We start from the raw sequence: 20,295 nt of genomic DNA, 5'->3' as shown, positions 1-20,295 counted from the left end.
AAGGGCTCTTGAAGTGTGACCGTGGTCGGCACCAGCTGATCACGAGGAGCGCACCCATGACCGTTCTCGTCACCGGGGCCACCGGCCACACCGGACGCCACGTCGTCACCGGCCTCAAGGCCGCCGGTGTCCACACGCGAGTCCTCGTCCGAGACGAGACCAAAGCCCCGCACGGCGTCGACGTCGTCCAAGGCGACATCACCGACCTGACGAAGGCCGCCGAAGGGGTCGACGCCGTCTACCTCCTCTGGCCCTTCTTCACCTCCGAAGGCATCGAACAAGCCATAGCACCACTGGCCGGCAAGAAGATCGTCTACCTCTCCGCCATGGCCGCCGAAGCCGGAGACGGTGGTGTCTGGGGAGACGTCGAGGCCGCTGTCCGTAAGATCACCGCTGACTGGACCTTCCTCCGCGTCACCGGCCTTGCCACCAACGCCCTCGCCTGGGCGCCGCAGGCGAAAACCGGCGTCGTCCGTGCGCCCTACGGTCAGGCGAGGCGGTCCGTCGTCCACGAGCGGGACGTTGCCGACATGGCCGTGAAAGCGCTCACCGGAGACCACATCGGACAGATCTACCTCGTCACCGGTCCGGAATCCGTTGCCCACGCCGAACAGGCGCGGCTCATCGGGGAAGCACTCGGAACGCCTGTCACGTGGGAAGAACAGCCGCCGGAGGAGGCGAAAACGCAGCTGAGTGCCTACCTTGGTGCGGAATTCGCAACCAACGCCGTGGACCACTGGGCGTCGCTCGTCGACGATCCGGAACCCGTCTCGCTCGACGTCGCGCAGGTCACCGGGCATCCCGCGCGGCCCTTCGACGAGTGGGCGCGGGAGCACTTCAGCTGAGCTGGACCGCCGGGGTCGTCCACGGCTCCAGCTCCGCCGCCAGGCCGGTCAGCGCCGCGACCTTCGCCGACACCGTCCGCAGGACGGCCGTGCACGCGGCGCTGACCTCGCTCACCACCTCCGCCGACCGGTCGCCCGCCAGCACCGCGTCGACGGACGCCGAGGCGGCCGACGCCAGCGCGCGCACCTCCGCGGCCGCTGACACCGCGAGCTCGTCCAGCGCGGTGGCGATCCGGACGCCCAGCGCCGCCGTGGCCGCGGCCGCGCGGGCCGCCGCGCCGTACTGACCGTCCACTGTGTCCGCCCAGGTGCCGAACGTTTCGCTGCTGCCGCCGGTTTCCGCGCGGTCGACGCCCGCGCGGAACTCCGCCTGCGCCGCCGTCACGCCCAGTGCGCCGGTGTCGATCGCCGACGCCGACGTGCTGATCGCCGCCGGTGCGCAGTCCAGCTGCCGCAGCGCCGCCACCGGGTCCGGGACGCCGAGGCGGCCGGCCGCCGCGCGCAACGCCGACAGCTCGGCCGCGGCCGACGTCAGCGCCGGGTGTTCGAAGACCTCAGCGGTCACGGCGCCATCGCTATCCGCCCCCGGAAGCCGGTGCTCCGGGTGCTCTCCGCCGCCATGCGCAGCCGGCCGGCCAGGTCGGACGTCGCGTCGCCGAGGACGCGCGCGTCCGCTTCGCGCGCCGCCAGCGCCGCCGCCCAGCGCGCCGCCAGTTCGCGGGCCTGCGGCGAGATGCCGAACGGCGTCGATTCGACGCGGGCTTCGGCGAACCGGCCCGCGGCCTTGTCGTCGGCGGCCGCCGCCTGGTCGAGCAGGTCGGCCGCGGTGCGCAGCCGGTCGGGCAGTTTGCCGGGGGTCCGGAGGGCGAAGCCGCCCGGATTCACACTGTCGATCCGCGAGCCTCTGCCTTCCGGCATGGGGACCTCCGTCGTCAAGGGCGCTCACCCGATCGGGGAAGATCTTGCCTCATGCTTCCGAGCCGCCCGCATCGCGGTTGACCTGCGGCGTTGAACACTGTTCCACCAAGTGGACGTCTTGACCGCGCAGCGGGAAGAAAGCGACCATGAACACATGCCCGCCACCTCGGAAAGCTCGCCGATCCGGGCCCTCGTGCGGTCGATCGGGGAAGGCGTCGTGGAGCTCCTGCTGCGCCGCGGCCGCCTGGGTTCGCCGCCCGCCTGACGCGAACCCGGCGTCCCTTCTCCCCGAAACCCTTGGAGCACAACCATGTCCGTAGACCTGCCTGCCCGGATTCAGCTGCGCGAGGCCGTCACGCCCGCGGATGGCCTCCTCGAAGGCCCCCGGATCCTGCGGGAACCGCAGCAGGAGTTCGAACTCTTCACCGTCCGCCCGCTGGGCCGGGTGATCGGCGCCGAGATCGACGGCGTCGACCTCGCCGAGCCGCTCACCCCCGCCCTGCACGCGGAGCTCAACCGCGCCCTGCTCGAGTGGAAGGTGATCTTCTTCCGCGACCAGCGCATCACGTCGGCGCAGCAGCGCGCATTCGCCGCGAACTGGGGTGAGCTGGAGACCAACCCGTTCATCCCGAAGGGTGACGACGACGCCGTCACGCGCTTCGAGCGCACCGCGGCCATGCCCGGCTACGAGAACATCTGGCACGTCGACGTCACCTGGCGGCCCAACCCCGCGCTCGGCTCGGTGCTGCGGCTGGTCGAGGTGCCGCCCATCGGCGGCGACACGCTGTGGGCCGACATGGCCGCCGCCTACGACAACCTGCCCGAAGACGTCCGCGCCCGGATCGACGGGCTCACCGCGGTGCACGACTACCTCCCCGGTTTCGACCGGTTCTCCGACCCCGCGCTCCTGGCGCGCTGGCAGGACCGCTTCCCGCCGGTGGAGCACCCGGTGGTCCGGACGCACCCGGAGACCGGGCGGCGCACCCTGTTCGTCAACCAAGCGTTCACCACGCACATCGTCGGGCTGGACCGCGACGAGAGCGACCGGCTGCTGCGGTACCTGTTCCTGCAGGCTCACACGCCCGAGTTCCAGGTCCGGTTCAGCTGGCGGCCGGGCTCGGTGGCGTTCTGGGACAACCGCGCGACGCAGCACTACGCGGTCAACGACTACCACCCGCACGTCCGGATCGCGGAGCGCGTCGCGATCGCGGGCGACCGGCCCTTCTGAGCCTTAGCCTGGGGTCATGACCGAAGAACCCCAGGCAGCGGTGACCGGTTTCCTGAAGGCCCTCGAAGCCCTCGACGTCGACCGCGCGCTGACGTTCGTGGCGAGCGACATCGTGTACCAGAACGTGCCGTTGCCGCCCGCCCGCGGCGTCGCGGCGGTGGAGAAACAGCTGCGCGTCATGGCCAAGTACGGCTCCGGGTTCGAGGCGCGCACGCACCACATCGCCGCGGACGGCAACGTCGTGCTCACCGAACGCACCGACGTGCTGCGCCGCGGCGCGTGGGAGGCGGAGTTCTGGGTGTGCGGCACGTTCGAGGTCGAAGGCGGCCGGATCGTGCTCTGGCGCGACTACTTCGACTGGACGACGGTGCTGGCCGCGAGTGCGAAGGGCGCCGGACGCGTGGCGCTGGCCGGCGCGCGGACGCTGCTCGGCCGCTACAAGGCGAGGCAGGCGGTGCGCTAGACCCGGTGCTCGCCGCGGTCGTGGTCCCGAAGGTCCACGACCGCGGCTGTCCCCAGCACCAGCACGAACACGCAGCTGAGAACAATCAGCCCCCACATGATCGTTCCCCCTCCCCCCGTGTCGTGCCGGTCGTGAGCTGTCGGAGAGTGGTCTGTGCCACTTTTCCGGCGGCTCACGCAGACCGTACCGCCGCTTGACACGGGTTGTTCCCCTCCTTGAGCTGCATTTAAGGCAGATGCGCCGGATGGGTGACAAGCCGGTGGCCTGTTGTCACAGAATGCGCGCGATCCGTTACGCGCCAACACTTACCGAGGCGATTCCGGCCTGGACGGTCACCTTCGTGGCGCGCAGCGCCGAGATCTCCGAGACGTACCGCAGCACCCGGTCGGCGTCGTCCCCGGCGAGCGGCCGGCACTCGCCGTCGGCGGTCCGCCGCACCGGGATGAGCTCGAGCCGCGGCTCGTCGCCGAACATGCACCCGGCGAGCAGCCCGTCCGGCCGGTCGGCGAGGAGGTTGCCGAGGCTGTAGAGGATCGGCCGGCCGCGGTACACCTCGACGGCCTGGATGGTGCGCGGCCCGTGGCCCGCGACCAGGTCGGCGCCGGCGTCGATCGCCGCGCGCCCGTAGGTCACCTGGTACTCGGCGAGGTCCGCGCCCGGCAGGCCCCAGTGCATCGAGACGACGACGTGGTCGTGGCCGGCCTTGGCCCGCTGGACGTCGGCGACGAGCCGGTCCAGGTGTTCGGGCACCGGCGTGGTGCGCACCAGCGGCGGCCGGCCCGGGATCTCCCCGACGCGGGGATCGGGCTGGTACGCCGTCGTCGCAAACGCTTGCGCGACACCGGGGGCGTCCGGCCGGGCGACCTGACCGGGCAGGCGGAGTGACGTGTACGCGAGGAATGCGACCTTCTGCCCCGATCGCTCGAGGACCGCGGGCGCGTGCGCGGCGTCGAGGTTCGCGCCCGCGCCGCAGTGCGCGATCCCGGCGTGGTCGAGGACGCTCAGCGTCGCCGTCGGGTGAGAAGCGTCGTTGGCGCACGAGACGACGTCGACACCGGCCGACGTCAGCGCTTCGGCCATCGCCGCGTCGAGCGGTCCTTCCAGGTTCACGAACCGGACGTCGGCGCCCTTGAGCAGCGGCTCCAGCTGTCCGAAGGCCGGCTTTGCCCGGCCGTGGAGATTGACGTCTCCGCCCAGTACCAGCGTGATCACGAAACCTGCTCTGCCGAGTGAGTGACGACGAAAGTAGTTGTTACGAATCGTTGCATTGTTGTCTTCCTCCTCCTCACTTGTTCGGGGGACTATGCCACGACTGTTCAAGCACAAAGGGGACTCAGGGTGACCAAGACCCACAGATCCAAGGCCGCCTTCACGGTGGCCGTCGCGTCGGGCCTGGTGCTCGGCGGCGTGGCCGCACCGGCCGCGCTCGCCACGCCCAGCGCCGACGCGGTCATCGCCGAGGTCTACGGCGGTGGTGGCAACTCCGGAGCCACGCTCACCAGCGACTTCGTCGAGCTCGCCAACCGCGGGGCGGCGGCCGCGAGCCTGGCCGGCTTCAGCGTCCAGTACCTGCCGGGTTCGGCGAGCCCGTCGAGCACCTGGCAGGTGACGCCGCTTTCGGGCAGCGTCGCGCCGGGCGGACGCTACCTCGTCGGCGAGGGCAAGGGCTCCGGCGGCACCGTGGCGCTGCCGGCGCCGGACGCGACCGGCGCGATCGCGATGTCGGCCACCGCGGGCACGATCGCCCTCGTCTCCGGCACCACCGCGCTGACCTGCAAGACCGCCGCCGACTGCGCGGCCGACGCCCGGGTCAAGGACCTCGTCGGCTTCGGTGCGGCGACCGTCCGCGAGGGCACCCCGGCGGCGGCGCCGTCGAACACCACGTCCGTTGCGCGCGGCGCGGCGCTCGCCGACACCGACGACAACGGCGCCGACTTCACCGTCGGCGACCCGACCCCGACCAACAGCGCGGGCGAGTCGACCGGCGGCGACCCCGGCCCGGCGCCGACCCCGGCGAAGATCCACGACATCCAGGGCACCACGCGCATTTCGCCGTTCAAGGACAAGAAGGTCGGCGACGTCACCGGCGTCGTCACCGCGACCCGGACGTTCGGCTCGTCGCGCGGCTTCTGGCTCACCGACCCGAACCCGGACAGCGACCCGCGCACCAGCGAGGGCCTGTTCGTCTTCACCGGCTCGACGAGCCCGGCCGTCGCGGTCGGCGACGCGGTGACCGCGACCGGCACCGTCCGCGAATTCTACCCGGACGCGCCCGCGACGTCGAACTACCAGTCGCTCACCGAACTGAGCAGTGCACAGTGGACAGTCGGCTCGCACGGGAACGCCCTGCCGGCGCCGACGGTGCTGAACCCGGACACCGTGCCGACGACGTACGCGCCGTCGCCCGGCGGCAACATCGAGCCGCTCACCCTGGAGCCGTCGAAGTACGCGCTGGACTTCTGGGAGGCGCACGAGAGCGAGATCGTTTCGATCAGCGACGCCCGGGTCGTCGGCCCGTCGAACTCGTTCAACGAGCTGTACGTGACGTCGAAGCCGGACCAGCACAAGTCGGTCCGCGGCGGCAGCGTCTACCTCGGCTACGACCAGCTCAACAGCGGCGTCATGAAGGTGTCGTCGCTGATCCCGTTCGACCAGCGGCCGTTCCCGAAGCTCAACGTCGGTGACGTGCTGACCGGCACCACGTCCGGCCCGGTCGAGTACAGCAACTTCGGTGGCTACACGCTGTTCGCCAGCGTGCTGGGGACCGAAAAGGACAACGGGCTGCAGGGCGAGACCACGCGCAAGCAGCGGACCGGCGAGCTCGCGGTCGCGACCTACAACGTCGAGAACCTGGCGCCGGGCGACCCGCAGGCGAAGTACGACCGGCTCGGCGAGGCGATCGTGACGCACCTGGCGACGCCGGACATCGTGAACCTGGAAGAGATCCAGGACAACACGGGCGCGACCGACGACGGCACGGTGGCCGCCGACCAGACGCTGCAGAAGTTCACCGACGCGATCGTCGCCAAGGGTGGCCCGCGCTACGAATGGCGTGAAATCGACCCGGTGAACGACCAGGACGGCGGCCAGCCGGGCGGCAACATCCGCGTGGCGTTCCTGTTCAACCCGACCCGGGTGTCGTTTGTGGACCGTCCGGGTGGGACGTCGACGACGGCGGTCGGCGTGGTGCGCGAGCACGGCAAGGTGCACCTGACGGCGTCACCGGGCCGCGTCGACCCGGCGAACGAGGCGTGGACGACGAGCCGCAAGCCACTGGCCGGCGAGTTCGTGTTCAAGGGCCGCACGGTGTTCGTGATCGCGAACCACTTCAACTCCAAGGGCGGCGACCAGCCGACGCACGGCCGCTTCCAGCCGCCGGTGCGCAGTTCCGAGGTGCAGCGCGCGAAGCAGGCGACGGTGCTGCGCGGGTTCGTGGATTCGTTGCTGGCGGCGGACCGCAGCGCGAACATCGTGGTGGCGGGCGACCTGAACGACTACCCGTTCTCACCGGCGGTCCAGACGCTCACCGCGGGCGGCGCGCTGACGGACCTGATCGCGTCGGTGCCCGAAGCCGAGCGGTACAGCTACGTTTTCGAGGGCCAGTCCCAGGTCCTGGACCACATCCTGGCATCGAAGGCCCCGCGCGGCGTGGACTACGACGTGGTCCACATCAACGCGGAGTTCGCGGACCAGGCCAGCGACCACGACCCGCAGGTGATCCGGTTCCGCCCGGGCGCGGGAAACGCGGTCCTGGACGGGCTGTACGACCTGCTCGACTGGCTGGAGCAGGTCTTCGGCAAGTAGTTTTCCCGCGTGGAGGCCACTCCCGGGCGTTCAGCCCGGGAGTGGCCTTTTTGTCGCTCCACTCCATCGGGTGATCGGGGAACCGCGGAGTGTTGACGGTCGTCATACGGTTGGACGGGACCACAAGGGAGGGTGGCGTGGACGGGTACGCGGTGAAGGTCGACGAGCTGGGCAAGCTCATCGACGACCTCGACACGGCGGCGGCCAAGATGACCGAAGCCAATAAGAAGCTCGGCGGCGGCGGGGCGTTCGGGTCGTTGGGGACGGCGGAGCTGAGCCAAGCCGGCGTCGAGTTCGAGGAAGCGTGGGGCTTCGGCATCGGCCGCTTGGGTGAGGCGGCTTCGGGGGTGACGGAGCGGCTGAAGGCGGCGAAGCAGAAGTACGAGCAGATCGAGGCTCAGTTCGGCGATCAGCTGGGGAAGTTCGGTGCGGCGGTGCTGGGGGACGGTCCCGCCGGTGGTGAGCCCACGGGTGGGGTGAAGGGGAACCACCCGCGGATCGGGCAGCCGGACGGCGGCCCGGTGGGCGGTGGCCACACCGGCGAGGGCCCGGTGGGTGGCGGCGCGACCGGCGGCATCACCGACCTCCTGAACGGCCTCGACCGGTGAGCGCCCGCGACTTCCCGGCCCTGGGCTTCGACCCGGCGCCCGGCGACCTCGACGGCATCACCGACCTGGCCGGCAAGTACCGCGCCGTGGGCGGCGACCTGGCCGAGGCGGACGACTCGCTGCGTCGGATCGTCCGTAAGCAGGGCATCTGGCAGGGCGAGGCGAGCGACGCCTTCGCCCGCCGGATCGGCCCGCTGCCGGGCTACCTCGACGACGCGGCCAAGTCGATGGGCCAAGCCGCCGAGGCGCTCGAAGGCTGGGCGCAGAGCCTCGGTGAACTGCAGAAACGCGCGGCCGACCTGGAGGCTCGCGCGGAGGCGGCGGCTCGCGCGGCCGAGCAGGCGCGGGCGAACCCGGATCTGGCGCTGGCCAACCGGACGTTCCCGGACCAGCAGTCCCTGCAGATCGCCCAGCGCCTGCTGGACAACGCGGGACAGCAGCTCCAGGCCGCCATCAACGGCTGCCAGAACGTCCAGGACGCGGCGAAGCAGCTCCAGCAGGAGCACACGGAAGCCGCGGCCCGGGTGGCCGAGCAGCTGCGGAAGGCGAAGGAGCTGGCCCCGGACGAGCCGGACCTCCTCGACAAGCTGAGCAACGCGGTCGTCGGAGCTTTGGGCGACCTGACGAACACCCTCGCGGACGGGGTGGATGAAGCGTGGAACTTCGTCCAGGACCATGCCGAGCTGATCGCCAAGGTCTCGGACGTGGTGGGTGACATCGGCAACGGCATCGGCGTCATGAGCGACTTCCTGCCGCCCCCGGCGGGCGAGGTCGCCAGCGTCGTGGCCACCGGCCTGGGGCTCGGCGCTCTCGGGGGGCATGCCCTCGCCAAGTCGGCCGGAGCCGACGTGGCACCCGAAACACTGATCTTCGACCTGGCGGGCGCGGGCACCTCGCTGGCCGGCCTGGTTCCCGGGGTCCCGGATGCCGCGCTCAAGGTCGCCACCTACGGAATGCTCGCCGACCAGGCGGTCGGTGAAGTTGCGGGCGGCAAGGATTTCGAGAGCCCGTGGGACGATTTCAAGAACTACTGGGTGCCCAAGGACTGGGGGCAGGCGGCGGTGGTCGCCGGCACACTCGTCGCCGGGCCTGCGCCGTGGGCGGTGACGGCGATGGGGAATGCGGCCGATGCCGGCGTGCAGGCGGACAACGCACCGGATCGGCAGCGGAAGCGGGCGGAAAACGAGGTGTGGGACTGATGCCGCTGCAAATCGACCTTCCGCCCGGATTCTCGGGCATGCCCGTGGGCAGCGACGACCGGATGAACCGCAGCCACGCTTGGACCGTCGCAGACAACTTGGCGGCCGGCGCCGGGAAGTCCGTCGAGGAGTTCGGCAGCTACCTGATGACGCTGGTGCCGACTATGCAGGCCAACGGCATCCGGGTGTTCGGCAAGTTCGCCGTCGGCCCGCGAAAGGGTGACGTCGCGACCCTGACGCTCGGCGTGGCGCACTGGCCGGACCCCGCCCCCGGCAGCCGGGATGCCTTGGCCGTGGCCATGGCCGAGGAGTACCGCAGCCGCCACAAGCGGGCGGTGGTGCAGCCGGTCCGGCTCCCGATCGGGCCGGCCGTCGTGGCCATCAGCGGCGGCGAGTTCCACCTGCCCGAACGGGATGTCCGCACCCAGATCAAGGCGGAGTACCAGATCCCGCTGCCGGACGGCCGGTCCGTGGTGATCCTCTCGGTGGTCGCGGAGTCCGAAGACGCGTGGCCCGCGGTGGCCGAGGCGACGGCCAAGGTGGCCTGGAGTCTCCGGAGCGGGGAGGCAGCGCGATGACGGACCTGGCCGCCCACACCGGCAACGCCCTCTCACCCCTGCTCGTCGTGCTGATGTTTCTGGTGCTCGGCGGTCTTCTCGTAGCGCGGTGGAAGGTGAGCGCCGCTCGGATCGCGCGAGGCCGGGAACACGGGAACAGCAGCTGTCCCGCTTGGCTGCCCGGCTCGACGGCCGGGAGCGCGTCTCCATCCGAACGGTGGAATTCGGCGTGACGGAGGCAGACCTCCGCTGGGTCGCGCACAGCCGTGGCTACGGCCTGATAAAGCACTCGTTCGGCAGCTACTACGAGTTCGTCCGTGTACCGGGGAGACCATGAACAACGCAGAGTTCGCCGGAATCGCCGGGAGCAACCACACGACCGTCGTATCCCTGGATCGGTCCGTCACCGTGCTGGCCGGGCCCGGTGGGAGCGAGGTCCGGCTCGCGCCCGAGGCCATGCGGCTCGACGCGGGCACGCTGAGCCGGACCATCACCGCCGCCGTGCGAGATGTGGCTTGGAGTCTCCGAAGCGGGGAAACGTCGTGATCAGCACGGTGGCGGCCGGTACGACCGAGTCACCGGCCATGCGGGTGATCTTCCTCGTCCTGATGGGCGTCGTGATCGCAGGCGGTCTGACGTTGACGATCGTCCGGGTCCTCCGTTCGACGAAGTCGTGCGAGAAGCAAATGGCGCGTTTGGCCGCACAGCTCGACGGCCGGAACCAGGTGTGCATCCGGAAGATGGAGATCGGGTTGTCCCAGGAGGATCTGCTGCGGGTCGCGGGCAGCCGGGGCTACTCGCTGATCGACCACCGGGTCGGGAAGTACTACGAGTTCGTGTACACGCCGCACCAGCCGGGGAGACTCGCATGACCGACAACGCACAGCTCATCGAGGAAATGCGCTGGCAGCTCAAGCAGATCGAAGACCGCAAGGCCGAAAACCAGCGCCTCCTCGCCGGAATCGCCGCGAGCAACCACACGACCGTCGTCTCGCCGGATCGATCGGTCACCGTCCTGGCCGGGCCCGCTGGGATCAGCGAGGTGAGGCTCGCACCCGAAGCCATGCGGCTCGACGCGGGCACACTGAGCCGGACCATCACCGCCGCCATCCGGGAAGCCGCCGGGGCAAACCCGCCACCGGTGCCCCCGCCGGCACCGCAGCCCCGGCGACCGCCGCAGCGCAAGCAAGCCCCCGCGGACGACGATGATCCCTACGACACCGTCTTCGACGTCTAGACCGGCGGTGGCTGCTCTCCCCGCTTGGCCGCCGCCCGCTTCGCCCGCCACCCCAACGCCAGCACCGCCTGCACCAGCTCCTGGTAACTCGGCTTGACCTCCTCGAGGTACCGCTCCAGATACGCCGCGCGGGCCGTGGAAACCGGGCGCGGGTCGTCGCCCGGGGGCAGCCATGTCAGGCCCTGGATGTTGTGGAGCGCCATTTTCCACCAGCGCGTGGCCCGCTCGGCCGCCCTCGCTTCGCGCTCGGTGGCCACCTCGATCGCCGCCGTTGCGGCCTCGATCTCCGCTTCCAGGGCCTCTGCCCGGGCCAGTTCCCACTGGCGCAGGTTGTCCGCCGAGCCGCGGGACAGGGCGATGATCTCCTTGTACCGCATGGCCGCGGTCGCGCCGTCGTCGGTCATTGCACGTTCTCCGGACGCTGGAACGGGATGATCACTTCGGGGGCGCCGTGGGTGGTGCGGTCGAAGAACAACGCGCGGCCCGGGCGCGGTGACCAGTGCACCACCTGGCCCGCCGCGAACGGGGACAGCTCGTTGCCCTGGACGTCGAGCGCCGCCCACGAGCCGATGTCGTCGGTGCCCGCGAACCCCAGTGTGTCCTTGAGCCGGGCGATGCTGCGCCACCAGCCGATCGTGTGGATGCCGTGGCCCGGCCCCTGCTTCAGGATCACCCGCAGGTGGTCCAGGCCGCTCTTCAGCTGGCCGACCGCTTTCGCCTCCAGTGCCGGCAAAGCCGCGTCGACGCCGTAGAGCAGCAGCACCTTCGCCCCGCCCGACATCGAGCCGGTCATCGACTCCAGGACGCCGGTCAGGTCGTCCACCAGGGACGCCGCGTGGCCGTCGTCGCGCAGCCGCAAGGCCAGCTCCATCGCCGCGTCGGCGCACGCCTCGATCGGGCAGCTCAAGATGAACTCGACTTCGCCGGATTCGTACTGCCGGGACAGCGAGCGCGCCGAGGAGTCCATGATGGACAGTGCCTCCGCGGTGGCCGACCCGAGGACCGCGACGTTGCGGCCCGGCGCGCGCGGCAGGTCGACGCCGCACGCCGTCTCCGTCACGTCGATCGACTGGCCGAGCAGCGCCCGTGGCTTGGAGTTCGGCTTCAGGTCCAAGTAGGCCGGGAACCGTTCCAGGATCGGCGAATGCGCGCCGTCGAACAGGCGGGGCCGCGGGAAGTGGCCCGCGTACTCCTCCCACAGCCGGTGCTGCAGCCGGACGAACACGTTCTTGCTGCTCGCGTCCGGGATGTGGGCCAGCTGGTTGCCGTGCGCGACGCCGGAGTCGTGGTTGATCACCGCGTGCCACTTCGGCGCCGACACCGCCGCGTTGTTCGTCTCGGCCAGCACGCGCCGCGCCTTCGGCATCGCGATCCGCAGCGTGCACTGCTCGAACACCGCCGGCTTGCCCCAGAACGCTTCGATGCCGGCGACGTCCTGGCTGGCCAGCACCAGGTGGATGCCCTGTGACCGGCCGCGCCGCGCGATGTCCTCCAGCAGCTGCGTGGCCGTCGCCGTCACCTGGTCGCGGCCGGCGAACAGGTACTGGAACTCGTCGATCACCGCGACGATCCGCGGCCAGTGGCCGCCCGGATCGGCTTCGCGGAGGTCGGCGAGGTTCGTCACCTCGTGTTCCTTCGCGGCCGCGGACCGGCGACGCAGCTCGTCGGCGAGGAACCGCAGCAGCGCCAAGCCGAACTCGCGGTCGGTGTTGACGTTGACGCCGACCAGCCGCGCGTGCGGCAGCCAGCTCGCGTCCTTGCGGCCCGGCGCCAGCCCGGCGAACGACACGCCTTCCTTGAAGTCCAGCAGGTACAGCGCCAGCTCCTCCGGCGTGTACCGCGCGGCGAGGCTGCCGAGCAGTGCGTAGAGGAAGTTCGTCTTGCCCGAACCGGACGGGCCGCCGATCAGCGCGTGCGGGCTCGCGTCGCCGATCACGACCTCGATCGGCTCGCCTTCGAAGAACCCGACCGGGGCCCGCAGTTCCCGCGCCGAGCTTTCCCGGCCCAGCTCGGCCGGCAGCAGGTCGTCGAACGACCGCGGCCCGCCCTGCTTGGCGATCAGCGCCTTGGCGATCTTGTCGACGGCCCGGATCACCTGCGCCGACGGCATCGCGGGATCGAGGTCGACGACCAGGTCGGTGCCGGTCATGCTGCTGATCGCGTGCCGGTCGTCGACCAGGCTCAGCGTCTCGACCGGTGCGCTCACCGCCGTCGGCACGTCGACCATGATCAGGCAGATGCCGGCCGCCAGCGCCCCGCTCGCGACGCGCTTGAGGTCGCGGGCGCGTTCGGGTTCGAGGGTCTCGCCGTTGCCGTAGAGCACGACGATGCGGTACGGCTCGCCGCGCTGCCCGGTCGTGGCGCGCATCTCGCGCAGCGACGTGAACCCGGCGGACATGCAGCTGGCGTGGATCCGGCGGATGTGCCCGGCCAGCTCGTCGAGGAGGTCTTCGAGCCGGCCCGGGTCATACAGCGAGAGCGCGCTGGTCTGGCTCAGCGGGTAGAGGTCGGGCAGGATCGCGGTCAGTTGCCCGATGTCCCACAGGTGCACGCGCACCGCGCCGGGCTCGAACGTCGAGAGCACGCGGATCAGCAGGTTCTGCACGATCCCGTCGATCACCGGCCGCGTCTTGGGCGCCGACGTGATCGCCAGGTGCGACTCGTCGAGCAACGGGACGGCGACGTCGAACGTGCGGGTGGCGTCGCTGCCGGCCGCCGTGGCGAAGCCGACGCGCCACAGCCCGGGCGAGGTCAGCCCGGGGTTGTGGCCGACCGTGCCGAGCCAGTCGCCCGCCGGCAGCCCGGCCGGGCCGGGTGCGTTCTGCGCGACCAGTTCCCGCAGCGTCGCGGGACCCTGGCTCCAGTCGGTGTAGAAAGCGCTTCGCACGGTGCCGAGCGCGCCGAACACCTCGTGCGCGGCGGGGTGGCGAGCCCATTCGTTCTGCTGCTCGGTGCTGGCGTGGTTCAGGCCGACGCGGACGATGTCCCGCTCCAGCTGGAGTTTGGCGAGATCGGCCTCCGCGGCTTGGCGCGCCCCGGCCGCCGCGCCCAGTACCAGTCCGATCTGGTGGCGGACCCGGTCGAGGGCGGTTTCGACGCGGTTGCGTTGCTCGGCTGACTTGTTGGCCATCGGCGTCCCCAAGAAAAGGTGTCCCCTACAAGGATTACAGGCGCGACCGGTATCCGCTCACCAGATCTTCGGCGGCGTGCAGGCGGACGAGGAGCTGGTCCAGCCCCTCGCCGGCCTGTGCGTACTGCGAAGGAAGCCAGGGATCGGCCTTGGCCTGGGCATCCACGAGAGCTTGCCGGGCTTCCCCGAGCAGGCTTGTGGCCCGTTCGGAGTGGGCCCGCGCGTCGGCGAGCCCGGTCACGGCAGCGGTGAGCAGCTGGTGGAGTTCGGCGAGCGTCATCCGGCTAGAGACGCGCCGAGTAGGAGTCGGCGGAGGAAATGCTGGCCTGGACGGTGCTCTGCAGGCCGTTGATGCCCTGCAGGGCCTCCGCCAGGAGTCCGTGTGCCTGGCTCACTTCGTGCTGGCTGCTCCCTTGGGTCGCTTGTGCGAGCGACTGCTGGGCTTCTTCGAGAGACTGCGCTGCCTGTTGCAGGGCGGCGATGCTCGCGGACGCCTTCTCGTTGGCGAGCGCGATGCCAGCGCGGATCTCTTCGACTCCGGCCATCGGGCCTCTACTCCTCGAAATCTGGTGGTCGTACGGGGACGGATTCCATTGAAACAGATCCAGCGACACAGCGTGATCATCAGACTTTGCCGAGTGACCGCGGGTCCGGAATCAGCAAGGCCCCGGACGTGGGAACGTCCGGGGCCGGGCCGATCACGGTCTGTGCGGGGGTAACCCGCCACCAGAACCGCACACTGAAGTCGCTGGCCAGCGCTACCCCAGGTCAGAGCGGTTTTCGTGCCACTGCTGGCCTTTCTCGACAGGGGCGGGCGAGGTGTGGCTGAGACTAGCGCGACCGGAGTAACGGTCTGCGCTCAGCCCTGTTCGTAACTCCGCGTACAGGCGCAGAATTCCCCAGCATCGAAGGCATTTCATGTTCGAGTGGGCTGAAAGTGCCGCGCAACCGTGTCCGAGGCATACCGACGGTGGGTCGCGCAAGCTCTTCGGCGGCGGGTCCGGCGAGCAACCGCGCTGAGACGGCAAACGCCGGGCACCCCCGCAGTGGGATGCCCGGCGTTTCCGGAAAGAGCGCTACCGCGTCCGAAGCCTCAGAGCGCGCAGTCGTAGTAGACGTTCCGGGTCAGCTCGGTGATCCGGGCGGCGGAGTCCTGCCACGACAGAGTCGTCGGCTCCAGGGTCAGCACCACCACGATCTTGCCGTTGTCGCCCCCGACGATGCCGCTCGTGTGCATCGCGCGGCTGGTCAGGTCGATGTCCTGGGCGCCGGTCGGACCGTCGCCGCTGGACGCGACCGCGGTGGCGGCCTTGACCTCCGGCGAGCGCAGCACGCGCAGCACCTGGGCGTCGGTCTCCGTGCACTGCTCGCCGGGCGCGGGCGCGGCGCCGAAACCGGACCACCCCTGCTTGACCGCCTTCGGCCCGGGCACCGCGCTCGGGAGGCCGAACGACTGGTCGAAACCGTCCGAACCGCACTTGGTCGACTGCGCCAGGTTGCTCAGGATGAAGTCCCGGTACTTCGGGTTCGCTTCGTGCTCGATGTACTGGTAGGTCCGGACGATGTCCGCGGCGCTGATCGCGGTGTAGCCCCACTTGCCACGGGCGGTGGGCGGCGCGGTGTCGGTGAGACCGAGCTCGGTGACCATCCGCTTGACGATTTCTTCCCAGCCGTCGCGGACCCACAGCGTGCTGGCGGCGTCGTCGTTGCTGGAGCGCAGCATCGGCTCGAGCAGCGCCAGGTCGTCGGCCGGGATTTCGTAGTCGGGACCGTGCGATTCGAGGTAGTCGAGGGCGATGAACAACTTGACGAGCGAGGCCGAGCGGTACTGCTTGTGCTCGTCGGAGCCGAAGCTCTGGCCGGTCTCCTGGTCGACGACGAGGTAGCTGGCGGTCATCCCCTCGGGGAGCTCCACCGAAGAAGCCGCGGCGGAAGCCGGCCCGGCCCCCATCGCCATACTCGCCACGACACCGGTTGCGATCATCGCCAGACGGCGGATTTTCCCCATGATTTCCCACCCGGATTGCTAGATCAACTTCGTCCGGGGGGTCACCCTATCGGGTTAGGTGTCGCCTTGATTTGGCGTAGAACGAAACCTGCCCGGGGCCGAGACGACGAACGCCGGGCACCCCGCGAAGGAAGTGCCCGGCGTTCGCCTGCTTCGAGCGCGGAGGATACAGGATTCGAACCTGCGAGGGCGTGAACCCAACACGCTTTCCAAGCGTGCGCCTTAGGCCGCTCGGCCAATCCTCCGCAGAAGACGATACCGGATGGCTCCAGGTCCCCCGGAAGGTGGGTCAGGGCGTGACGTCGGCGACCACGCACGTGATGTTGTCCGGGCCGCCGCCTTCGTTGGCCAGGCGGATCAGCTCCGGGATCACCTCTGCCGGTTCCGTGCCGGCCGCCAGGACGTCGCGGAGGGTTGCTTCGGAGACCGGGCCGCTCAGGCCGTCCGAACAGAGCAGGTAGCGGTCGCCCGGCTTGGCCTTGAACGTCCAGATGTCCGGGTCGCCCGAGCCCGTTGTCTGCAGCGCTTTCATCAGCAGCGATCGGCGGGGGTGGTTCTCCGCGTCCTCCGCTGCGACGCGGCCGTCTTCGACCAGGGCCTGGACGAGCGTGTGGTCGCGGGTCAGCCTGCGCAGGCCGCCGTCGCGCAGGAGGTAACCGCGGGAGTCGCCGATGTGGGCCGCCGCGAACTCGATGCCGTCGAACAGCAGTGCCGTCAGTGTCGTGCCCATGCCTTCGGTCGTCGGCTCCTGCGACGCCACTTCGAGCAGCCGCTCGGCGATCGACTTGACCACGCCCGCCAATGTTGCTGCCAGGTCGACGCTGGTCAGGTCCATCCGGCGCAGGTCGACCTCGAGCTCGCGCAGCACGTCGACCGCCGTCGCGCTGGCGACCTCGCCGTGCGGCTGACCGCCGATGCCGTCGGCGACGGCCAGCAGGCGGGAACTCGCGTAGACCGAGTCCTCGTTGATCCGGCGTCGCTTGCCGACGTCCGACCCGGCGGCGTACCGCAGGACGTACCGATCTTCTGTCATGTCCCCCATGAAAGCATTGGTTGACTGAGTTCACAAGCAAGGCCGCTGAATGGCCCATCCTCCGATACAGTCCTCGCCATGGACGACGACGCCACGGTCAGCGCGGCCGACATCGCGCGGCTCGCCGGGGTCGGCCGGGCCGCGGTCAGCAACTGGCGCCGCCGCTACCCGGACTTCCCGCAGCCGGTCGGCGGCACGGCGTCGAGCCCGCTGTTCGGCCTGTCCGCCGTCGCCGGCTGGTTCCGCGCCCGCGGCAAGAAGTTCGAGCTCAGCGCGGGCGAACGCGCGTGGCAGCGACTGCGCGCCCTCGGCGACGACCTCGACCTCGCCGAGCGCGTCAGCCGCGCCGGGGGCTTCTTCGCCTTCCAGGCCGGCGTCTTCGACACCTTCGACAGCGCGCTCGACGACCCGGAGCTGCTCACGCTGCTCAGCGAGCTGACGCACCATCTCGGCCCGGCCGAGGCGTTCGAACTGTTGTGCCGCCGGTACTTCGAGGCGCACTCGCGGCGGTTGTCGGCGACGCCGGAGCCGGTCGCCGAGCTGATGGCCCGGCTGGCCGGCCCGGTGTCGACGATCCTCGACCCCGCGTGCGGCTTCGGCGCGCTCGCGCTGGCGAGCGGCGCGAAAACCGTGCTGGGGCAGGACAGCGACCCGATGACGGCGTCGATCGCGGCGCTGCGGCTGCGGTTGCGCGGCATCGAGGCCGAGGTCTACGCGGTCGACGCGTTGCGCGAAGACGCCTTCGCGGGCCGGACCGCCGAAGCCGTGTTGTGCGATCCGCCGTTCAACGAACGCGCCTGGGGGCACGACGAGCTGGTCGGCGACGAACGCTGGGAATACGGCCTGCCCCCACGTGGCGAACCCGAGCTCGCCTGGGTGCAGCACTGCCTGGCGCACGTCGAACCCGGTGGCACGGTGGCGATCCTGATGCCGGGCGCGGCGGCCGGGCGACGCAGCGGGAAACGCATCCGCGGCAACCTGCTGCGCGCGGGCGCGGTCCGCGCCGTCGTGACGCTGGCGCCTGCGGGTCCCGACCTCTGGCTGCTGAGGCGGCCGTCCCCCGGCGAGCGACCGCCGTTCACGGTGCTGCTCGGCGAAGCGGGGGACGACCTGTCCACAGTGGAGGAGAGCTGGCACGAGTTCTTGGCGCGCCCTGAATCCGGCGTTCGGATCATCGACCTGCTCGACGACGACGTCGACCTCACGCCGGCCCGCCGCCGCGCCAGGGACGAGGACCCCGGGCAGGCGTTCCAGGTCGTACGGGCCCGGTTCGCCGAGCTGACCCCGCAGCTGCCGCCGCTCGAGGCGGCGGACGCCGAACCGGCGTTCACGACGATCGGCGAGCTGGTGAAGGCCGGCGTGGTCGAGGTCAGGTACGCGGGTGTGCGTGCGGACGCCGAGGCCCCGGTCGCCGAAGCGGGTGACGTCGTCGCGTCGGTGACGGGCATCGCGTATGTCCACAGTGGACCGCCGCGGCCGGTGGGGGCCGGGCTCACCGTCTACCGCGTCGACAACGGCCGGCTCGACGCGGGTTTCCTGGCCGGCTGCCTGCGCGCGGCCGACCTGCCCGCCACGTCCGCGTCCACCCGGATCGACGGCAGGCGCGTGCGGATCCCGCGCGTCCCGCTCGCCGTCCAGCGCGAGTACGGCGAGGTCTTCGCGAAGCTCGCCGAGTTCGACGACGTCCTGCGCGAGGCGGCGGAAATCGGCCGTGACCTGGTCCGGCTAGGCTTCGCTGGACTTGTCGAAGGACGGCTCAGCCCGGGCCGATAGGGGAACGGATGCTGATCGCCGACCGCTACGAGCTCGACGAGCTGCCGCTCGGCCGCGGCGGGATGGGTGCGGTGCACGGCGGGTACGACCGCCGGCTGGGCCGCCGCGTGGCGATCAAGCTGCTCAGACTGCCGGGCCGCGACGAAGAGCTCGAAGCCCGCTTCGCGCGCGAGGCCCGCATTCTCGCGACGCTCGACCACCCCGGCGTCCCGACGCTGTACGACTACGGCACCCACGACGACCGGTTGTTCCAGGTCATGCAGTTCGTCGACGGCGTGACCGTGGCCGACCTGCTCGCCGAACACGGGCCGCTGCCGGTGCCGTGGGCCGCGGCGATCGCGGCGCAGGCGTGCGCGGTGCTGACCGCCGCCCACGCCCTTGCGGTCTGCCACCGCGACCTCAAGCCGTCCAACCTGATGCTCGGGCCCGACGGCGGCGTGAAGGTGATGGACTTCGGGCTCGCCGTGCTCCGCGAGGCCGACGCGGCGCAGTTCACGCGGGCCGGGCAGCTGCTGGGGACGCCGTCGTACATGGCGCCGGAGCAGATCCAGCGCGGCGGCGCCGAACCGCGCAGCGACCTCTACGCGCTGGGCTGCGTGCTGCACGAGATGCTCACCGGGCGGCGGCTCTTCGACGGGCCCACGGCGTACGCGGTGTTCGAGCGGCAGGTCAAGGAACTGCCGCCGCCGGTGGCGGGCGTCCCGAAACCGCTCAACAAGCTGCTCGCCGAGATGCTGGCGAAGGACCCCGAAGGCCGCCCGGCCGGGGCCGCAGTGCTGTACGAGCGGCTCGGCGCGTTCGTCGGCGGGCTGCCGCCGCTGCCGGGGTTCCTGGTGCCGGCGTCGGTGCCCAGCCCGGGCCGGATGTACGCGCGGATGCTGGGCCGCGTCAGCGGCTGAGCGCCGCCGGGCGCCGCTCGGCGAGCGGCAGGCCGAGGCGGCGGATCCGGCGGTGGGTCGTCGCGTTCTGCACCGCGATGCTCAACCCGAGGCTGAGCGCGACCGACGCCGAGGTCAGCGGGCCCGCCACCCCCAGCGCGGTACCGAGCGCGACCAGTCCGATCCGGACCGCGACCGTGAGGGCCCACAACCCCACCGTGACGGCCGAGCCCTTCTGGAACGTCGTGCCTCCGCGCGCGGTGAGGGTGGTCGTGGTGCTGCGCAGCACGCCGAGCCCGGCGAGCACCAGCAGGTCGGCGGCGAGCAGGCCCAGCTCGCCCGCGGACGTGCCGGGCAGCGCTTTCAGCGTCAGGTACGCGCCCACCGCGACGAGCAGCAGCGGCGTCGTCACCAGCGTCCTGCGGTTGAGCAGCGTGCCGCGGACCTGCTGGTAGACGACCTTGTAGAGGACGAGGCCGGCGATGGCGACGTAGAGCAGGACGTTCGTGGCGCTGGGCATTGCGGGCTCCCCGGGGTTCGATGGTCCGCTCAGCTTCGGCGAACGGCGGCCCGGGGGCGTCGGCCCGCGGACCGGGCCCGGGTGGATCTGCGTC

The 20,295-nt window shown here is 70.9% G+C and carries 22 protein-coding genes and 1 tRNA gene; 12 read left to right on the top strand and 11 right to left on the bottom strand.

The window, feature by feature from the left end; all coding sequences use genetic code 11:
- Window positions 1–56 precede the first annotated feature (56 nt).
- Window positions 57–845: an NAD(P)H-binding protein gene (locus AB0M93_RS38680; RefSeq protein ID WP_364283770.1), complete on the top strand. Its 789-nt coding sequence runs from the start codon at window positions 57–59 to the stop codon at window positions 843–845.
- Here the strand turns inward: AB0M93_RS38680 and AB0M93_RS38675 are convergent.
- Both AB0M93_RS38675 and AB0M93_RS38670 read right to left on the bottom strand, forming a co-directional pair.
- Complete coding sequence (locus tag AB0M93_RS38675) at window positions 838–1,410, bottom strand: hypothetical protein (RefSeq protein WP_364283767.1); 573 nt, start codon at window positions 1,408–1,410, stop codon at window positions 838–840. The genes AB0M93_RS38680 and AB0M93_RS38675 overlap by 8 nt on opposite strands.
- Window positions 1,407–1,763, bottom strand: coding sequence for a hypothetical protein (locus tag AB0M93_RS38670; RefSeq protein WP_364283764.1), 357 nt, complete (start codon window positions 1,761–1,763; stop codon window positions 1,407–1,409). Before AB0M93_RS38670 ends, AB0M93_RS38675 begins: the two co-directional genes overlap by 4 nt.
- A 310-nt stretch (window positions 1,764–2,073) precedes the next feature.
- Between AB0M93_RS38670 and AB0M93_RS38665 the strand changes: the two genes are divergently transcribed.
- Window positions 2,074–2,991 (top strand): TauD/TfdA family dioxygenase, encoded by a 918-nt coding sequence (locus tag AB0M93_RS38665; RefSeq protein ID WP_364283762.1) that lies wholly within the window; start codon window positions 2,074–2,076, stop codon window positions 2,989–2,991.
- 16 nt (window positions 2,992–3,007) lie between these two features.
- Window positions 3,008–3,454 (top strand): limonene-1,2-epoxide hydrolase family protein, encoded by a 447-nt coding sequence (locus tag AB0M93_RS38660; RefSeq protein WP_364283759.1) that lies wholly within the window; start codon window positions 3,008–3,010, stop codon window positions 3,452–3,454.
- A 291-nt stretch (window positions 3,455–3,745) separates the two neighbouring features.
- On the opposite strand, the gene AB0M93_RS38655 is transcribed toward AB0M93_RS38660, so the two are convergent.
- Window positions 3,746–4,666, bottom strand: coding sequence for a CapA family protein (locus tag AB0M93_RS38655; protein WP_364283756.1), 921 nt, complete (start codon window positions 4,664–4,666; stop codon window positions 3,746–3,748).
- A 126-nt stretch (window positions 4,667–4,792) separates the two neighbouring features.
- Between AB0M93_RS38655 and AB0M93_RS38650 the strand changes: the two genes are divergently transcribed.
- From AB0M93_RS38650 to AB0M93_RS38620, 7 genes are all read left to right on the top strand, one after another.
- The gene (locus tag AB0M93_RS38650; RefSeq protein WP_364283753.1) at window positions 4,793–7,258 is read left to right on the top strand and encodes an endonuclease/exonuclease/phosphatase family protein; all 2,466 of its coding nucleotides are present in this window, start codon (window positions 4,793–4,795) and stop codon (window positions 7,256–7,258) included.
- A gap of 137 nt (window positions 7,259–7,395) precedes the next feature.
- Window positions 7,396–7,866: a hypothetical protein gene (locus AB0M93_RS38645; protein WP_364283751.1), complete on the top strand. Its 471-nt coding sequence runs from the start codon at window positions 7,396–7,398 to the stop codon at window positions 7,864–7,866.
- The gene (locus AB0M93_RS38640) at window positions 7,863–9,065 is read left to right on the top strand and encodes a putative T7SS-secreted protein (RefSeq protein ID WP_364283748.1); all 1,203 of its coding nucleotides are present in this window, start codon (window positions 7,863–7,865) and stop codon (window positions 9,063–9,065) included. The genes AB0M93_RS38645 and AB0M93_RS38640 overlap by 4 nt, the downstream gene beginning before the upstream one ends.
- Window positions 9,065–9,643 carry a hypothetical protein gene (locus AB0M93_RS38635; RefSeq protein ID WP_364283745.1) on the top strand — a complete coding sequence of 193 codons (579 nt, stop codon included), beginning with the start codon at window positions 9,065–9,067 and terminating at the stop codon, window positions 9,641–9,643. Before AB0M93_RS38640 ends, AB0M93_RS38635 begins: the two co-directional genes overlap by 1 nt.
- A gap of 312 nt (window positions 9,644–9,955) precedes the next feature.
- Window positions 9,956–10,168, top strand: a complete 213-nt coding sequence (locus AB0M93_RS38630) for a hypothetical protein (protein ID WP_364283742.1) — start codon at window positions 9,956–9,958, stop codon at window positions 10,166–10,168.
- Window positions 10,165–10,494, top strand: a complete 330-nt coding sequence (locus AB0M93_RS38625; RefSeq protein WP_364283739.1) for a hypothetical protein — start codon at window positions 10,165–10,167, stop codon at window positions 10,492–10,494. The genes AB0M93_RS38630 and AB0M93_RS38625 overlap by 4 nt, the downstream gene beginning before the upstream one ends.
- Window positions 10,491–10,859 carry a YbaB/EbfC family DNA-binding protein gene (locus AB0M93_RS38620; protein WP_364283736.1) on the top strand — a complete coding sequence of 123 codons (369 nt, stop codon included), beginning with the start codon at window positions 10,491–10,493 and terminating at the stop codon, window positions 10,857–10,859. The genes AB0M93_RS38625 and AB0M93_RS38620 overlap by 4 nt, the downstream gene beginning before the upstream one ends.
- Here the strand turns inward: AB0M93_RS38620 and AB0M93_RS38615 are convergent.
- The 7 genes from AB0M93_RS38615 to AB0M93_RS38585 all read right to left on the bottom strand — a co-directional run bounded on the left by AB0M93_RS38615 (window position 10,856) and on the right by AB0M93_RS38585 (window position 17,030).
- The gene (locus AB0M93_RS38615; RefSeq protein WP_364283733.1) at window positions 10,856–11,263 is read right to left on the bottom strand and encodes a hypothetical protein; all 408 of its coding nucleotides are present in this window, start codon (window positions 11,261–11,263) and stop codon (window positions 10,856–10,858) included. The genes AB0M93_RS38620 and AB0M93_RS38615 overlap by 4 nt on opposite strands.
- Window positions 11,260–13,989: an FtsK/SpoIIIE domain-containing protein gene (locus tag AB0M93_RS38610; protein ID WP_364283730.1), complete on the bottom strand. Its 2,730-nt coding sequence runs from the start codon at window positions 13,987–13,989 to the stop codon at window positions 11,260–11,262. The genes AB0M93_RS38615 and AB0M93_RS38610 overlap by 4 nt, the downstream gene beginning before the upstream one ends.
- A gap of 34 nt (window positions 13,990–14,023) precedes the next feature.
- Window positions 14,024–14,269: a hypothetical protein gene (locus AB0M93_RS38605; RefSeq protein WP_003056173.1), complete on the bottom strand. Its 246-nt coding sequence runs from the start codon at window positions 14,267–14,269 to the stop codon at window positions 14,024–14,026.
- A gap of 4 nt (window positions 14,270–14,273) precedes the next feature.
- A complete protein-coding gene (locus AB0M93_RS38600) occupies window positions 14,274–14,534 on the bottom strand; it encodes a hypothetical protein (protein ID WP_003056176.1) in 261 nt (86 codons plus the stop codon).
- A gap of 548 nt (window positions 14,535–15,082) precedes the next feature.
- Window positions 15,083–15,973 carry a hypothetical protein gene (locus tag AB0M93_RS38595; RefSeq protein ID WP_364283727.1) on the bottom strand — a complete coding sequence of 297 codons (891 nt, stop codon included), beginning with the start codon at window positions 15,971–15,973 and terminating at the stop codon, window positions 15,083–15,085.
- A gap of 184 nt (window positions 15,974–16,157) precedes the next feature.
- Window positions 16,158–16,242, bottom strand: a tRNA-Ser gene (locus AB0M93_RS38590).
- 44 nt (window positions 16,243–16,286) lie between these two features.
- Window positions 16,287–17,030, bottom strand: coding sequence for a protein phosphatase 2C domain-containing protein (locus tag AB0M93_RS38585; RefSeq protein WP_364283724.1), 744 nt, complete (start codon window positions 17,028–17,030; stop codon window positions 16,287–16,289).
- A gap of 78 nt (window positions 17,031–17,108) precedes the next feature.
- Between AB0M93_RS38585 and AB0M93_RS38580 the strand changes: the two genes are divergently transcribed.
- Together AB0M93_RS38580 and AB0M93_RS38575 are read left to right on the top strand one after the other, a co-directional pair.
- Complete coding sequence (locus tag AB0M93_RS38580) at window positions 17,109–18,803, top strand: N-6 DNA methylase (protein WP_364283722.1); 1,695 nt, start codon at window positions 17,109–17,111, stop codon at window positions 18,801–18,803.
- An 8-nt stretch (window positions 18,804–18,811) separates the two neighbouring features.
- The gene (locus AB0M93_RS38575; RefSeq protein ID WP_364283719.1) at window positions 18,812–19,702 is read left to right on the top strand and encodes a serine/threonine-protein kinase; all 891 of its coding nucleotides are present in this window, start codon (window positions 18,812–18,814) and stop codon (window positions 19,700–19,702) included.
- Here the strand turns inward: AB0M93_RS38575 and AB0M93_RS38570 are convergent.
- On the bottom strand, window positions 19,692–20,201 hold the full coding sequence (locus AB0M93_RS38570; protein WP_364283716.1) for a hypothetical protein: 510 nt from the start codon (window positions 20,199–20,201) through the stop codon (window positions 19,692–19,694). The genes AB0M93_RS38575 and AB0M93_RS38570 overlap by 11 nt on opposite strands.
- Between the last annotated feature and the right edge of the window lie 94 nt (window positions 20,202–20,295).

Source organism: Amycolatopsis sp. NPDC051102 (genome assembly GCF_040682815.1).
Lineage (GTDB): Bacteria > Actinomycetota > Actinomycetes > Mycobacteriales > Pseudonocardiaceae > Amycolatopsis.
Note: the sequence above shows the minus strand (reverse complement) of the source record. Positions and strands in the feature narration are given on the sequence as shown.